14 protein-coding genes are annotated in these 15,401 nt (G+C 34.0%); 6 read left to right on the top strand and 8 right to left on the bottom strand.

Going from position 1 to position 15,401, the window contains the following annotated elements:
- Positions 1-38 precede the first annotated feature (38 nt).
- The 5 genes from HUB92_RS06410 to yidC form a co-directional block, all read right to left on the bottom strand.
- Positions 39-206, bottom strand: a complete 168-nt coding sequence (locus HUB92_RS06410) for a hypothetical protein (RefSeq protein ID WP_167471207.1) — start codon at positions 204-206, stop codon at positions 39-41.
- 40 nt (positions 207-246) lie between these two features.
- Positions 247-1,188: an IS5 family transposase gene (locus tag HUB92_RS06405; protein ID WP_208571731.1), complete on the bottom strand. Its 942-nt coding sequence runs from the start codon at positions 1,186-1,188 to the stop codon at positions 247-249.
- Between the two features lie 172 nt (positions 1,189-1,360).
- The gene (gene nusB / locus HUB92_RS06400) at positions 1,361-1,843 is read right to left on the bottom strand and encodes a transcription antitermination factor NusB (RefSeq protein WP_007549265.1); all 483 of its coding nucleotides are present in this window, start codon (positions 1,841-1,843) and stop codon (positions 1,361-1,363) included.
- Complete coding sequence (locus HUB92_RS06395; RefSeq protein ID WP_006279647.1) at positions 1,843-2,271, bottom strand: 6,7-dimethyl-8-ribityllumazine synthase; 429 nt, start codon at positions 2,269-2,271, stop codon at positions 1,843-1,845. The genes nusB and HUB92_RS06395 overlap by 1 nt, the downstream gene beginning before the upstream one ends.
- Positions 2,249-3,958, bottom strand: a complete 1,710-nt coding sequence (yidC, locus tag HUB92_RS06390) for a membrane protein insertase YidC (RefSeq protein ID WP_095742636.1) — start codon at positions 3,956-3,958, stop codon at positions 2,249-2,251. The genes HUB92_RS06395 and yidC overlap by 23 nt, the downstream gene beginning before the upstream one ends.
- 134 nt (positions 3,959-4,092) lie before the next feature.
- On the opposite strand from yidC, the gene HUB92_RS06385 reads away from it, so the two are divergent.
- Positions 4,093-4,608 carry a TIGR02281 family clan AA aspartic protease gene (locus tag HUB92_RS06385; RefSeq protein ID WP_006279648.1) on the top strand — a complete coding sequence of 172 codons (516 nt, stop codon included), beginning with the start codon at positions 4,093-4,095 and terminating at the stop codon, positions 4,606-4,608.
- A gap of 6 nt (positions 4,609-4,614) precedes the next feature.
- Here HUB92_RS06385 and secF read toward each other — a convergent pair whose 3' ends face one another.
- The 3 genes from secF to ccsA all read right to left on the bottom strand — a co-directional run bounded on the left by secF (position 4,615) and on the right by ccsA (position 10,145).
- Positions 4,615-5,490, bottom strand: coding sequence for a protein translocase subunit SecF (gene secF, locus HUB92_RS06380; protein ID WP_209472756.1), 876 nt, complete (start codon positions 5,488-5,490; stop codon positions 4,615-4,617).
- A 200-nt stretch (positions 5,491-5,690) separates the two neighbouring features.
- A complete protein-coding gene (locus HUB92_RS06375) occupies positions 5,691-7,901 on the bottom strand; it encodes a hypothetical protein (RefSeq protein ID WP_209472755.1) in 2,211 nt (736 codons plus the stop codon).
- 174 nt (positions 7,902-8,075) lie between these two features.
- Positions 8,076-10,145, bottom strand: coding sequence for a cytochrome c biogenesis protein CcsA (gene ccsA / locus HUB92_RS06370; protein ID WP_458695331.1), 2,070 nt, complete (start codon positions 10,143-10,145; stop codon positions 8,076-8,078).
- Between ccsA and HUB92_RS06860 the strand changes: the two genes are divergently transcribed.
- The 5 genes from HUB92_RS06860 (at position 10,102) to HUB92_RS06350 (ending at position 15,401) form a co-directional block, all read left to right on the top strand.
- Entirely contained in the window at positions 10,102-10,290 is a 189-nt protein-coding gene (locus HUB92_RS06860; protein ID WP_022626229.1) for a hypothetical protein, read from the top strand. The two genes, ccsA and HUB92_RS06860, sit on opposite strands and share 44 nt — an antisense overlap.
- A gap of 80 nt (positions 10,291-10,370) precedes the next feature.
- Positions 10,371-11,633, top strand: a complete 1,263-nt coding sequence (locus HUB92_RS06365; RefSeq protein WP_209472751.1) for a hypothetical protein — start codon at positions 10,371-10,373, stop codon at positions 11,631-11,633.
- Between the two features lie 37 nt (positions 11,634-11,670).
- Entirely contained in the window at positions 11,671-12,621 is a 951-nt protein-coding gene (locus tag HUB92_RS06360; protein WP_209472749.1) for an IS481 family transposase, read from the top strand.
- A gap of 71 nt (positions 12,622-12,692) precedes the next feature.
- Complete coding sequence (locus HUB92_RS06355; protein ID WP_022626228.1) at positions 12,693-14,018, top strand: dihydroorotase; 1,326 nt, start codon at positions 12,693-12,695, stop codon at positions 14,016-14,018.
- A 198-nt stretch (positions 14,019-14,216) separates the two neighbouring features.
- A complete protein-coding gene (locus tag HUB92_RS06350; RefSeq protein WP_209472747.1) occupies positions 14,217-15,401 on the top strand; it encodes a dicarboxylate/amino acid:cation symporter in 1,185 nt (394 codons plus the stop codon).

Genomic DNA, 15,401 nt, shown 5'->3' with positions numbered 1-15,401 from the left:
TGCGATTCTCAAGGCAACGTATCTGTTTAGATGCATGGCTAATGCTGAAACAAAAATTCCAGTGTTCCCTTTCTTGTCATCCCAGTGCTTGACACATAACTGTACAAACATTCATTTTTGAAGGTAAATTGCACAACAGATAATGTCATTCCAGTGCTCCCTTTCTTGTCATCCAAGTAGCTGACACTGGGATGGCTTTGTTGCATCACACTTTATGAGATGGTGATTTATGGTAAATTCATGTAACTATCTCAAATTTAGCCATACCAATATCAGTGAATTTATTAAGCAAATAGCATTTAGTTCTTTTTCTCGATTTATCTCAGATTTATTCCTAAAACTAAATCCGAATATTTGCTTTAATCTTGAGAAAAACCCTTCAATATAAGATCTTTTCCCATAATTTACTTCTTTTTTCCATTCTTTCATGCCATCTTCACCGTATAATTTTATTAACCTAATAGCAGCATTCCTGTCAGACATATAATCTATTTCTGGATGTTCTGCCGCATTGTTTATTGGTGGAATTTTTGTCTTTATATCATATTCGTTACACAACTTATAAAACTTGTGCCTATCACATGCCCTATCTGCATATAGTACTTTTATGACATACTGAAAATCGACTTCTTTTAGCAAATCACAAGCTCCATAGTGATCAGAGTAGACACCGTTACTGTATTTTACAGCTATGGCTTTTTTGCTGTTTGTATTCAACATTACATGCAATTTTCTTGTCTGTTCATAGCTGCGATACTTTCTATCTTCGCTATTTTCTTTGCTATGACCAGGAGTGTTGTTGTATATACTAATTCCTGTACTGTCTATAGCAATTTCGATATCTTCCATATTATTTTTATCAATTCTGCAATCATTGATCTTAATATTGAGTTTCTTAAACCTTCTTGATGATTGTGAATAGCTGATAACTTGCAAATTTTTCCCAATTTGCTCAAGGTATCCTGCTATAAACCCAACTGTTTGCCTCAGGCCTATTCTAAATAAACAAGTTATTATGTGCACCAAAATTACAACTTTATCGCTATAAATATTGTTGCCACCTGGTATTTTTGGACCATTCTCGTACCACTTTTCTATGGCTTCGTTGATATAATGAAAAATATTTCCTCTTTTTTCTAGAAATTTGTTATATTCGCTATGGTTACTGACCCTCATTTTTTGTGGCATATTTTTTCTTTCAAGGTTAAATGGCTATTTTATAATGAATTTTGTCAGTAGCCACCAGATTTTTTCAGTTGCTATGCAACAAAGCCATTCCAGTGTCAAGCACTGGGATCTGGTAGACAATGTTCATACAGCAGCTACTCGGATGACACCTTGTGCTTGCTGGCTATAATTGCTAAGGATTTTTATTTAATTTAACTGCATCTTTTGCCTTATCCAATAACCCATTAATAAAACCAATTTCGCTTGGTTTATCAAGTAAATCAGATGCAATGTTAGTATATTCATTAATGACAACTGGAACTGGCGTATCACAATTAGCTAACTCACATATTGCAACACGCAAAATAGATAAGCTTATAAGATTTAACCGTGAAAGGGACCAACTTGGGTGTAAATAAGACTCTATTATTTTATCATATTCTTCACTGCTTTTTATAACCTTATATAACAAGTTTTCTAAGAACTGATGTTCAAATTCTTCACATTCAAATATATCTTTCAACTTATTTATGTAGTCCTTAAGCTCACAATTTTCCAGTTTAAAAGTGCTTTTGTTGTAACCTACGAAAATATTTGAATAAGCAATTTGTACAGCAAGAAATCTTGCCGTGCTTCTTTTTATGCGCCACTTTTTATCTACTGGTTTTTCCTCCATTATTTTAATTTATTGTGTAAATCTATCATACGCAAAACAGTTGAGGCTGCATGGCCACCAACGTTCTTTTTGTTTTTATCAGCTCTAACTAGTGCTTTATCTTTGCTGTCAGCGGTAATTACACCCATACCAAGGGGTATTGCATAATGCATAACAACCTCATTTAAGCCTTCAATTACTCCTTTACAAACATATTGATAATGATCGGTTTCACCGCGAATTACGCACCCAAGAGCTAAATAACCATCATAATTAGTATGCCCACTCTTAACTGCAAAAAGAATTGTAGCTGGTATCTCAAATGTACCAGGAACCTCAACTACATCGTAACTGGCATTACTGCCTTTTAATTTATCAATTGCACCTTCAAGCAAAAGGTTCGCTATTTCAGTATAATAAATCGAATTAACTATTAGTATTCTCGACATTTACTACCACTTTTTTTGTTAAAAACAACTTTATTAATGACTGTTGAATTAGAGTTATAATATTACTAAATATCCAATATATTACCAGGCCGGCAGGAAAAGAAGAAAAAATAAAGACAGAAATGTAAGGTAAAAACTTCATAACATTTACTTGAATATCATCTTTACTGGTTTGATCTTTCTCACTTAGCTTCTGCTGAATTATCATGGTGGCACCGAAAATTATAGGTAAAATGCCTATAGAAATAGGAAAGTTATAATTAAACAACCCAAATAATGTAAAGATGTTCGTTGGGTCAGGAGCTGAAAGATCCTTAATCCATAAAAAAAAAGGAGCATGCCTCATCTCTATAGTAACAAATAATACTTTATATAGAGCAAAAAATACCGGTATTTGTATTAGCATGGGAAAAATGCTCGACATTGGATTTACGTTGTTTCTCTTAAACAATGCAATTGTCTCTTTATGCTGCTTTAAGCTGTCATTTTTATACAACTCTTTTATACGAGTTAATTCAGGCTGCAGGCTTTTTACCTTAAACATCGAAATATATGATCTATTAAATAAGGAAAGCATCAAAAGTTTGATTACTAAAGTCAGCAATAATATTGCTAAGCCAAAATTTTTTAAAACGAAGTTAAAATATTCAAGCAGTAAAAACACTGGTTTAGTTATAAAGTAAAGAACACCAAAATCTACAGCTTTATCAAACAGGGGTATATTGAGAGTGTCCTTATAAGAATCCAGTAAATTCAACTTTTTTGCTCCAGCAAAAAAATAATTCACATTAGAAACGCTTGCACCAGGAAGTATGCTCTTGTAAGGTTTGACAAAATCTACTTGGAATTTATCAGTATTATTAACGTTTGTGTGTTTAATGCTTACATTTATTTTATCAGATTTTTCAGGTATGATGGCTGTGAGCCAGTATTTATCAGCAAAACCAAACCAATTTTTTTCACTCGTGCTTGCTTTTATTAAATGTTTTTTGGAAATATCCTTATATGTCCACTCCTCTAGTTTATTATCAAATGCACCCAGTACTCCTTCATGGGATATCCAATAAGATTCGTTGATATTGTCACGTTTACGGTTAATTTTACCATAAGGAACCAAAACTACATTATCCTTTGTATTATTTTCAACAACTTGCTCAACTTTAAACATGTAATTATCGTCGAGGTTAATTTTCATTCTAAATAAAATGCCATTCTCATTGTCCCAAGATAAATTGACCTCTTTTTGATTAAGTTTATCTGCTCGCCAGACTGCTTTAGAATCTGGAACTTTAATCTTGTTACTCGGATCGAGCCACCCAAATTCTGCAAAATATACATCTTTTGATTCTGCAGGTGACAGTAACACCACTTGTGGAGAAGAAGAACTCGGTTCTAAGTGGTAATTAGTTAAAATTAAGTCATCAAACCTTGCACCTTTCAGAGAAATTGATCCTTTAATCATGTTATTGGTTAAACTAACCCTCTGTTCTCGAGTAGAATTAATAATTTCAGAACGATTTTGGTATATTATAGGAGCAAGGTCGTTAAAAGATTCGATATGTTCAATATTTTCAATCAATGGCTGGTTTTGGTTTGTACTAAAAAAATTATCATAAATAATACGCCAAGACACCATGATTAACATGGAAAGGATAGCTGCCAAAATTAAACTTTTTGCTTCTGACATGAAATTAAATCAAACATATCTTCTTAAAGTGTATACTAAATATTGTACTAAAACAATGAAATTTACTTATTTTTAATAATAACTTTTAACGCTGATCTTTAAAATTTATTTTAATAGCTTCAAATTTTAACAATATGAACGCGGTGAAAAATCTAGTTATTTGGTTGCTAATAATAGCCACTACTGCAATGCTTATTGATTCACAAAGGGACAAACTAAGCGACAGATTTCTCAGTACTTTTTTACCATATAAAGGAAGAATTCAAAATAGCGGTCAGAATAGTGGAAGTATTGAATTTACGAAGTCATATGATGGACACTTTTATATTCAGGCTCAAGTCAATGATCGCAATATAACGTTTTTGCTTGATACTGGAGCAACCGATATTGTTCTATCACAAAAAGACGCATTACATGTTGGTATTAACTTACAAAATGTTCAGGATTTTAAAATATATGAAACTGCGAAAGGTCAAATAAAAGCTGGAGTGGTTCAAATACCTCAAGTTAAAATAGGAAATTTTTTGATTAATGATGTACAGGCAAGCGTTAACACTCATTCTATGTCTCATTCACTACTTGGAATGAGCTTTTTAAGGTATTTTCATTTCACTATAAGAGATAATAAGTTGATATTATACCGCGACTAAACACTTCTACAATCTACTTATCAAAGCTCTGTAGGTCAATATAGGAGCAGAAATAAATATTGCAGAACAAGTGCCAATCAAAATACCAAAAAAAATGATCAAGCTGAAGTCTCTCACTGCATCTGTGCAGATTAATACCAAAGGAAGAGCAGCAAGAAGGGTTGTACCAGAAGTTAATATAGTGCGAAATAATGTAGCGTTGATACTTGCATCTACTACCTCACTCATCCGCCCACCTTTACCACTCCTGCGATACTCTCGAATCCGATCATATATAATTACTGAGTTATTGATTGAATAACCAATGACAGTAAGGAGAGCTGCAACTGATGAAATATTAAACTCAATGCCAGTTAGGCTAATAAAACCAACAGTTAAAATCACGTCATGAATCAGTGCTGTTATTCCACTGAATCCACATTGCCAATTAAATCTAAACCAAACGTAAAAAAATATTCCAACAATCGCGATCAACATGGATAACATTCCTTCAAATATTTGTGTTGAGCTTATTTGTGGGCCAACATAGTCTATTTTACGATAGCTTATTGAGCTCCCCAGCTTTTCTTCTAGTATGCTTTTTATCTTTTTGATTTTATCTTCATCTCCTTCATCTTTAAAACGCATGACTAAATTATCACCCGCTTTTGAACTCTGCACTGTAAAACCATTTTCTTTTAATGCATCGAGAATAGAGTGATTCTCATCTGAAGATTTTATCTCTATCAAAATTCCGCCTGCAAAGTCTATGCCTAAGTTCACTCCACGCAGCACAACAGTGAATATTGAAAAGATGATAAGAATAATGCTAATTAATGCAGTCAAATCCCTATATTTACTAAACTTGATATCGAGGTTGTCTGGAATGAGTCTAAGTGCCATGCTATTTACTTAAACTTGAATTTTATATACTTTTCAAAAAATTCACTAGTTTATTCTGTGATTGTTTGATTATGTCAATTTTTCCATCAGTTAATTCTTGTCTGTCAATTAAGTTCTATCTAGCTTGCATACTACCATTTTGAAGTACATTACAAAAGCGAAATACTGCCAATTTGGCCCATCATTTTATCTCTGCAAGCTTATCCCCCCCTTGCTATGTTAGCAACGCAACCTAAGCTAGGTTCCTTCATAGCAGTGTTAGATACACTGCCATATCTTTCAAAACTTTCATGCTCTATAGCTTCCTCAACACTTTTTCCTCCTAAAAGACAGTTTTCCCCTAAACTTTTTCCCCTATTTTTTAACTCATTAAGCCTTGCTCTGTTTTCCCCATCAATCTCCACTTTTATTTTATTGCTGCCTTTCTCACTAGGACTTAGATAAATACTTATCTCTCCTACCTCAGTAGTAAAAGACATTTCAATACCACCTTTTGAGACATCCATGTAATTTCTTTTTCCCCCTATTTCTTCTACATTTTCAACTCTTACTATACTTTCTCCAATTTTGAGTATGCCAACTCTTAAATTTAAGTCTTTGGCTTTTTCATTGTTTAGGATTTCTGCAACTTCAACAATACTATCTTGCGAGTACTCTATACAAAAATATCTATTATCCTTGTCTACTCCTAATACATTTTGAGTCTGCTTGCTTTTGTTTACAATACTTTCATATGCTAAACCTTTTAGCTTGCTTTCAATTTCCTTACATTTCTCAGAAAGACCATCATCAAATCCATTACAAGTAACTATCTGCTCAAACTCATTCCCATCGAAAAAATTATGGCGTTTTACTTTCCCACCTTCTAACAATAAATTACTAACAATGCTTTTGATAATGTCCTCTTCGGACACTTCATTTTTTTTGTTACAGTTTTGATCTTCACTTTCTTTATTACAGTTTTGATCTTCACTTTCTTTGTTACAGTTTTGACCTTTACTTTCTTTGTTACAGTTTTTATCTTTACTTTGATAGGGAAAGTTATCAAATACAAAAGTGTTACTTCTGTTACTTATATGACTACCACTAGTAAGATCTTTTATTTCTTCAAATACTGTATTTGTTACAGTTTTGTTACAACAACTACATTTTAAATTTAACATTACTTCTTTTTCTAAGTATTTAGCTACTATGCACTTAATACTTTCTGGAGTATTTTTTATATCTTTTTGTTCATTTTGTTCTGTTATACCTCTCACCTCCCCACAGCATTTATCAATCAGATCCTGTTTACTTTGAGTTAACGACATTTTTAGTTTCATAAAAAGTGAGTCTTTTAGAAAAGGATTATCATCTTCTAGGTCCCGATCATTTTCTGAATCCAAATCATCTGTTAACTCCATTGAATCAAGATTACCTGAACTATAGTACGAACCCTTTTTTGAGTCCGAACTATCTTCTGAGTTCCCATCACTATCTGACCAATTGTCAACTTTCGGAAATTCTGAGCTTTTCTGTTCACCTTCAAAAGTCTGATTACTACCACCAGCGCCCTTTGTCAAATTTTCTTTATTTTCACAAGAACCACCTAAAGAATAGCCTTGACCCTCTTCTTGATCTGAAGCACTTAATTTACTATAAGTTGCTTGACTATAACCATTGAAGTTATAACCTAAACCATTACTACCATGCTGTAAAGGATCGCTTTCAAAAGTTTGTGGATTATCACTTTCACCTAACAAACCACCATTTGTTGGATTACATACATTTTCTGTATATTTTTGATTATTTTGTGCTTCTATTTTCCTCTTCTTGTACAACGGTTCAAACTGATCAATTTCAATCGATCGTACTCGTTTCCTTGAAGGAAAGTCCTCTGGAATCTGATCCTCATCGTCAGAATTGTGACCTGAATCACAAATTACATGATCATTGCAGGTAGAATTATGCTCTTGACTAATCAAGGAAAGCTGAATTAGATTGCTAAAAACAATATTATCTAGCTGTACTGAATCAGTACTTTCAAAAATTTGTGGATTATTACTCACGTCTGGCAAATCACCTGATAAACCAGTCTGATGATTATTTTCACCTACCCAACCATCAGTTGGTGTTGGAATGCATATTCCTGTATATCTTTGGCTATCAAGAGAATCATTAGTTAATTGTACTGCTGTATAAGTTGTCCGGTCATCCTCATCATCGGAACTAATACCTGAATCATGGCCATCACCTTCTTCAATCTTTTGAGTTTCTATATCGTGTTCATTTATTTCGCTCGACGAATCATAGTTGGAAGGGTTATACTGTTGATTAGGACGTTTAAAAATTTGACGCCAATCGCTGTAAGGCTCCTTAAAATCGAAAGGAGTGCGTATAACTTTTTCCTTGCCTGATACCCCACCATTCATATTGTATAACCATTACTCACTAATCCCTTAGTGAATATCTTAATATATAGGTCTGTCAATAAAAAAATATAACTTTCTTTGGTTCTAACCTTTGCAAATCAGTATCTATAGCTCGGTAATTTCTCATACGTTGCACTCTGGACCTAGGAGCGTTGTTAATAAAATCCACGACAGCTAGACAATCCTTGCTCGTCCACTAAAAGGAAAAGCAGCAAGGAGCGAACCAAAAGCGATAAGAAAGGATCCAAGCCAGATTATAGACATTCCAGGTTTATAGTGCACTTTGGCTGCGATTTTGCTCTTACTCTTATCAATCTCTCCAATTACAACATAAATATCAGAAAGCAAATTGTGGTAGATACTGCTTTCAACATTTTTCTGACCTTCCGCAAGGTAAAATCTATATTCAGGAGTTACTTCACCTAATATCTTATTATTCAGCAAATTCCTGATATCCATTGTACCCCTCACTGCATGGAAATTTTTTTCTTTTATTAGCTCAATATTGCGTAAAGTAACTTTAAATTTATTGACTGTTATGCTATCCCCTATTTTTAAGTAATTTTCTTTTTTCTCCTGCCAACCAACTGAATAAGCTATACCAAGCACTAGAATTGCCACTCCAGCATGAGCAAGCATCATTGCATAGTAGGACTTAGAAACTCTTCTTGCTAATAAAATTGATTCACCAAATGCTACCTTAAATAAACGAATTCTTTTACTGTATGCTTCTAAAACAAAGATTAATAATGCTATGGAGATAGTAATTGATAGCACAATTATTAGCTCCATGTGAAAGATAAACGGCAAAATAGCTGCAGCACTGCAGAATGAAAATCTATATTCACGGAATATTGGCAATAGACTATTTCCCTGCCAACTGCAGTATTGCCCGATCATGGTGAGCACTAGAATAGCTAGTGCAATAGAGTTAAATAAAGAATTGTAATATGGTGCTCCAACTGAAATTAATTCACCGGTTAAATACTCAAGCACTGTAGGGTATAAATTGCCAACGAATACGATAAAAAAGGCAGTGATGAATAATAAATTGTTCATCAGTATCATCGTAAAGCGTGAAAAGAATCTTCTACCCTCTGTCACTTGAGTAGCAAGTTTCTTTCTGGATTCCAGTGTCAAGCATTGGAATGACATCGCAGGCGTGTGATTTTTTCTCGTAAATACTACAAATATTACTAAGCTACTGACTGTAATTACACCAAGTAGAGCTAATATATATAGTCCATATCTTGGGTCATCTGCAAACGTGTGCACTGAGGTAAGTATTCCTGAGCGGACTAGAAATGTTCCAGTCACACTCAATATAAAAGTTGTAAGCGTAAGTAAAATAGCAAAGTTCCTTAAAACATTGAAATTCCGTACCACGAGCAACAAATGTGTCAGCGCTACTGCAATTAGCCACGGCATCAAAGAAACGTTTTCCACTGGATCCCAAAACCAAAATCCACCCCACCCAAGTTCGCGATATGCCCACCAGCTACCCAAGCTGATGCCCAAAGTGAGCAGCGACCAAGAAATAAGTACCCAAGGCCTGACAATTTTAGCCCAAACATTTCCTTCAGTATTTAAAATTAATCCAGCTATAGAGAGCGAAAAAGGAACGCTAAATCCAAGGTACCCCAAATATAATATCGGTGGATGAATAGCAAGGCCTATATCCTGCAATATCGGATTAAAACCCAATCCATCTGTTTCAATGCCTGGCATTTTAGTGAAGGGGCTGGATTCAATTAAAGTGAACAGCAAAAAACAAAAGCAAATCAGCCCATGAGTGATAAGAGATATTTTTTTTAATTTACTACCATTAGTTCGTTCTGGTGTCATTCCAGTGCTTGACACTGGAATCCAGTTTTTATTACACTGCCATTTGATGTACTCATTTGCAATTAAATTGTCTGGATCCCAGTGTCTGGGCACTGGGATGACAGAAGAAGAGACTGGGATGACAGAGGGGGAAACTGGGATGACAGAAGGTATATAAATATCCATTAGTAATAAATACATGACAAGCACTAAGGTCCAAAGCAACATGGACCCTTCTTTGTTTCCCCAAACACCACAAATCTTGTAGATCAAAGGTTTTGTTGTGTGTGAGTGGTAGTATACGTTTTCAAGTGAAAAATCATTTGTAATGTGGCAGTAGATCAAAATAGCCATTGACGCTGATACACAAAAAAATATGGCAGTGGTAATAAACCGACAAGAACTAAGCGGTAAAAACAAATATGTCAAAGACAATAAGCAGGCTAGCAATAGCAATATATTCCCAAGTTCAGGCATAAAAAATTATAGTTTTTATATAAACAATATTACTGATGACAAGTTAGAAGTTAAAGTGTTAATTGATGCTAGCATAATGCTCCCGTAGTTAGCTGTGCTAGTATTAATTAAAAATTAAATATTAAATCTTTATACTTTTATAGATAGCGTTAATATTGAGGTAACATTGTGGGTACAACTAAGATTAGTAAATTTCCATTCAATATAAAAGGTAAAGTGGCAAAACAACATGCCGAACCAATAATCGAAAAAAATCTCTATACTATTTTAGGATTCAAAGATATAGAAGATTTTGAAAATAAGACAAGTAAACTTGTTAATAAAAAAGTTTGGCAATCATTTGTTGACTGCTTTGCAAAAGAAATAGATTATGCAGCAACCGAAGAAGTTGTAAAAAACATCGTTTGTAACATTGCAAAGAGTGATCAAGGTAATGCTTTTACCAAAACTGAACATCTCATATTAAATGAAAAGCAAGATAATAAAAAGAGAGAAAAAGCGATTAGAAAAGCTATTAGTATTTTGAGAAAAATCAATCCAGAAAAAGCCTTTAATGAACTTTCAGTAATAAAAAAACAAGCTGAAGATTTTTTACAAACCGATTTTTGTAAAGCACAGAGTAAATCACTTCAAGGATTTGCTCCCTCTGGTGGACAGCTCTTTGCGGAAACTCTGAAATATATAGAAACACTAGAAAGATTATCCGAAGTAAAAAAAGAAGGGCTAGTTAGAGATTTCTTGTTAAATCATGTTAGTTTATTGAATAAAAAGTATCCTAAATCACAAGGTAAAAGGGAAGATGCTATAACAATACTATCAAGTGATGAGTTGAAGAATTTTTACAATAAAGGTGTAAAAGAAGGAATGTTACAACCAATGGCATCTTACAAAGGATGCAGAAACCTGTATGACAAAATGAACCAGATAAAAAATGAATCCAAAAGTATAATTAAAAGAGAAGAACGGGAAGAAAATTTAAAGAAAATAGATAAGTCGATAATCAGCGCAATTAATGACATAAAAAAACATAGAGAAGCAATCCTTAACTGTAAAGACTTTCAAAATTCTTACATAAAAGAGAAAAAAGAACATCCATTTAGAGGCAACGCATGTCAAAAAATGATTGATATATATCAAGAGAGAATTGTTGGATATCAGGAGAAAATTCGTCAAAACTTAAACCAAATAAAAGCGATATTAAAAAGTGCGCCGCAAGAAATGGATGATGTGGAAGAATTCGAGGAAATAATTGATGATATACATGAAGCAAAGCAGTGTGATGAAATTTTTGATTCAGCTTTAATTTGTTTATCGAACATACAGAATGAGCTAGATATTCAGCTGGAAAATCCTTCAACAGAACTCAGAGCTTCACACATTAACGTTAAAACTGAGCTAACTAGTGTACAGTCCCAGAGTGTGATGGTATGATAAAATATGAGAAAAAAATACCATCAAAGGAGGAGTTATGGGACAAATATTGCATGGGTGCGCCAAAACAACACAGACGATTCGTAGAGCAATACAAAATAGAAAAGAGAGCATAGCAAAACTCTCCAAGCATTATAACCTTAATCCAAAAACTATTATTAAGTGGAGAAAACGTTCATTTACGAAAGATGCTGATATGGGTCCAAAGCGTCCAAGATCGACTGTTTTAACGCTAGAAGAGGAAGCTATAATAGTTACATTTCGCAAGTATACACTACTGCCACTAGATGATTGCCTTTACGCTCTGCAGTCTACAATTCCGCATTTGACTCGCTCTAGCTTGCATCGTTGTTTACAAAGACACAACATTAGCAGATTACCAACTGTTGATGGAGAAGTTAAGTCAAAAAAGAAATTCAAACAATATCCTATCGGTTACTTTCATATTGATATTGCTGAAGTTAGAACTGAGGAGGGCAAATTACATTTGTTTGTTGCTATTGATAGGACATCCAAATTTACCTATGTTGAGTTGCGTAACAGTGCTACAAAACCCATAGCTGCTGAGTTCTTACGTAATTTGATTAGAATTTTACCGTATAAAATCCATACTATTTTGACAGATAACGGTATACAATTTACAAACCAGAAGCGTCATAAGTATGCTTTCCAACATATATTTGATAGAGTTTGCGAAGGGAATGTTATTGAACATCGTTTGACAAAAGTTAGCCATCCTTGGACGAATGGGCAAGTCGAGCGTATGAATAAAACTTTAAAGGATGCTACAGTTAAGAAGTATTACTATCAATCGCACCAGCAACTTAAAGAACACCTTTATAACTTTGTTATGGCTTATAATTATGCAAAGAGACTCAAAACTCTTAAGGGTCTTACTCCTTACGAATTTATATGTTATCAGTGGACACAGTCTCCAGAATTATTTATACTAAATCCACACCATCACACTCTGGGACCATACACTTAGTCTGTGTTTTAATTTGGTTGTGTTTTATTAAAAAAACTTTAGATTTATTTTATAATCGATACTCAAATATAATGACTCAAACTTGGGATTTGTTGCAAACAGGGCAAAAGGAAGGCTATAAAATTGCGTATACTAATGCTCGTATTATCGACCCGGAAACTAAACTTGATATAAAAGGTTCATTATTGACTGAAGGGGATAAAATTGTTGACTTTGGTGAATCATTATTTTCAACAAGTGGAGTTGATGAAACAATAGACTGTAAAGGGCTTGTTCTAATGCCAGGCCTTATTGACATTCACGTACATTTTCGTGAACCAGGCCAGGAACATAAAGAAACTATATATACAGGCAGCAAATCTGCAGCTGCGGGGGGAGTTACAACTGTAGTTTGTCAGCCAAACACTGTTCCAGCAATTGATAGCGTTATTTTGGCTAAATATTTGAAATATAGAGCACTTGAAACTTCACATGTAAACGTTGAATTTTACGCTAAAATCACCACTTCGGAAGAACACCTGACTGAAATGGCACTTTTAAAGGAAGCAGGTGCGGTTGGGTTCACCGATGATGGCATGCCAGTTATGAACCCAATGATTATGAGACAGGCGCTGCTTTATTCAAGTATGCTGAATGTTCCTATTGCTCAACATGCAGAAGATTTAAATTTATCTGCTGGTGGCGCAATCAACGAAGGTAAAATTTCTGAAGAATTGGGAGTAAAGGGGATCTTGAGTGCGTCAGAATCGGTTATGGTAAATCGTGATATACTGCTAATGAAGGATATGGAAAATGTGCACTACCATATTCTACATGTCTCTTCAAAAGATTCACTTGATGCTATTAAACGTGCAAAAGATTTGGGATTAAATGTTACGTGCGAAGTAACCCCTCATCACTTCACTTTGACTGAAGATATAGTAAAACAACATGGAGCAATTGCAAAAATGAATCCGCCGCTTCGCACTGAAGAAGATCGTTTAGCTATGGTTGAAGGTTTAAAGACAGGTGTGATTGATTGCATTGCAACTGATCACGCTCCGCATGATCGTAGTTCTAAAGATCTACCACTTGAAAATGCTGCATTTGGTATTGTTGGTCTTGAAACAATGCTGCCCCTTTCACTTGAACTCTATCACAGTGGGCAAATGGGTCTACTTGATGTGCTTGCAAAATTGACATATAAGCCTGCAGATATAATACACATACCACGTGGTCGTATACAAAAAAACCTTGCTGCAGACTTAATTTTAGTTGACCTCAATCATGAATGGGAAATTAAAACTGACAACTTTGCTAGTAAATCAAAGAATTCTCCTTTCGATGGTCGCAAAGTAAAAGGACACGTAGTACGTACTGTTGTGTCCGGCAAAACTATATACTCGCAGAAGAGTTAGTTATCATATCTTATCTATTCCAATTTGTTATCACCAGAATGGGCTAAGTGCACCTAAATTTAAATTAAGAAATCTTACACTGTCTCCGAATAAACACATCCTCTTATCTTTCCCTAATCTGTAAAGTTATTTTGTCTATCAATCTGATTCCAAAACAGCAAAATTATTGTATAATGTTACTTTGAAGTTTTATTTTCAATGCACAAGTTTGCAATACTTTTTTCTATACTGCTTGCAATAGTTGCTTACTACCTAAACAATGAAATCATATTTGAAATAGCAAAGCTATTTAGTGATATCTTTATCAGCTTGCTCAAATTAATAAGCTTACCTCTGGTTTTTTTATCCATAGTTTCCACAATTTCCGGGCTCAAAGACTCAATTGAAATCAAAGTCTTAGTTAAGAAAACACTATTTTATACTCTGCTTACAACTATTATAGCTGCGTTTGTTGCATTATCGTTTTATTTGTTAATAGATCCAGCAAGAAAAAATTTCATAAGTAATACAATAGGGAGTATTAACAGCAATAACCACAGTTATTTTTCATATTTAAAATCACTCATTCCTTCTAATTTTGTGCAAGTTTTTCTTGAAAATAATATGATTGGTAGCATATTAATCGCTTTTTTGATGGGTGGAGCTATTGTTTCACTTTCAAAAGAAAAGCAGGATATATTATATCAAGTATTCTCTGCACTTTTTGATACGCTACTTAAAATTGCTCAAGGGTTATTAAAATTTATTCCGCTTGCTGTTTGGTCTTTTATTACATGTTTTTTGCATGAATTAAAAGGCGGTAGTGAGTTCTACAATCTTTTATGGTATTTTGTTTGCATAATGTCTGCAAATTTTGTGCAGGCATTTCTGATTTTACCGCTATTTATGTGGTATAAAGGCATATCACCAATTCAAACGCTGAAAGGGGTTATGCCAGCACTCACACTTGCGTTTTTTTCTAAATCATCCAGTGCAACATTGCCAACAACTATAGAATGTGTGCAGAACAAGCTAAAGGTGCCAAAGAAATTATCGTCTTTTATTTTACCAATATGCACAACAATTAACATGAATGCATGTGCTGCATTTATACTAATCACTGTAATGTTTGTTGCAGAAATGAACGGATACGTATTTTCCTTAAGCGAAATGTTGATATGGATTTTTTTAGCTACAGGGGCTGCAATTGGTAACGCTGGAGTGCCGATGGGGTGCTATTTTATGGCAACCAGTTATCTCATGTCGATGAATGTTCCTCTGCATATTATGGGACTGATTTTGCCTATTTATACAATCATCGATACGTTTGAAACTGCAATAAATGTGTGGTCTGATGTTTGTATCACTCAGATAATTAATAAAGAATGTAATAGTGAAACTTAA

Origin of the sequence: Wolbachia endosymbiont of Wiebesia pumilae (assembly GCF_017869285.1) — a bacterium.
Lineage (GTDB): Bacteria > Pseudomonadota > Alphaproteobacteria > Rickettsiales > Anaplasmataceae > Wolbachia > Wolbachia pipientis.
Note: the sequence above shows the minus strand (reverse complement) of the source record. Positions and strands in the feature narration are given on the sequence as shown.

What these genes read in the sequence shown, in the direction of transcription:
- HUB92_RS06410 (WP_167471207.1), bottom strand. Translation starts at nt 206, where the DNA reads ATGCAACAAAGCCATCCCAGTGTCAGCTACTTGGATGACAAGAAAGGG.
- HUB92_RS06405 (WP_208571731.1), bottom strand. Translation starts at nt 1,188, where the DNA reads ATGCCACAAAAAATGAGGGTCAGTAACCATAGCGAATATAACAAATTT.
- nusB (WP_007549265.1), bottom strand. Translation starts at nt 1,843, where the DNA reads ATGGAGGAAAAACCAGTAGATAAAAAGTGGCGCATAAAAAGAAGCACG.
- HUB92_RS06395 (WP_006279647.1), bottom strand. Translation starts at nt 2,271, where the DNA reads ATGTCGAGAATACTAATAGTTAATTCGATTTATTATACTGAAATAGCG.
- yidC (WP_095742636.1), bottom strand. Translation starts at nt 3,958, where the DNA reads ATGTCAGAAGCAAAAAGTTTAATTTTGGCAGCTATCCTTTCCATGTTA.
- HUB92_RS06385 (WP_006279648.1), top strand. Translation starts at nt 4,093, where the DNA reads ATGAACGCGGTGAAAAATCTAGTTATTTGGTTGCTAATAATAGCCACT.
- secF (WP_209472756.1), bottom strand. Translation starts at nt 5,490, where the DNA reads ATGGCACTTAGACTCATTCCAGACAACCTCGATATCAAGTTTAGTAAA.
- HUB92_RS06375 (WP_209472755.1), bottom strand. Translation starts at nt 7,901, where the DNA reads ATGAATGGTGGGGTATCAGGCAAGGAAAAAGTTATACGCACTCCTTTC.
- HUB92_RS06860 (WP_022626229.1), top strand. Translation starts at nt 10,102, where the DNA reads ATGGCAGTGGTAATAAACCGACAAGAACTAAGCGGTAAAAACAAATAT.
- HUB92_RS06360 (WP_209472749.1), top strand. Translation starts at nt 11,671, where the DNA reads ATGGGACAAATATTGCATGGGTGCGCCAAAACAACACAGACGATTCGT.
- HUB92_RS06355 (WP_022626228.1), top strand. Translation starts at nt 12,693, where the DNA reads ATGACTCAAACTTGGGATTTGTTGCAAACAGGGCAAAAGGAAGGCTAT.
- HUB92_RS06350 (WP_209472747.1), top strand. Translation starts at nt 14,217, where the DNA reads ATGCACAAGTTTGCAATACTTTTTTCTATACTGCTTGCAATAGTTGCT.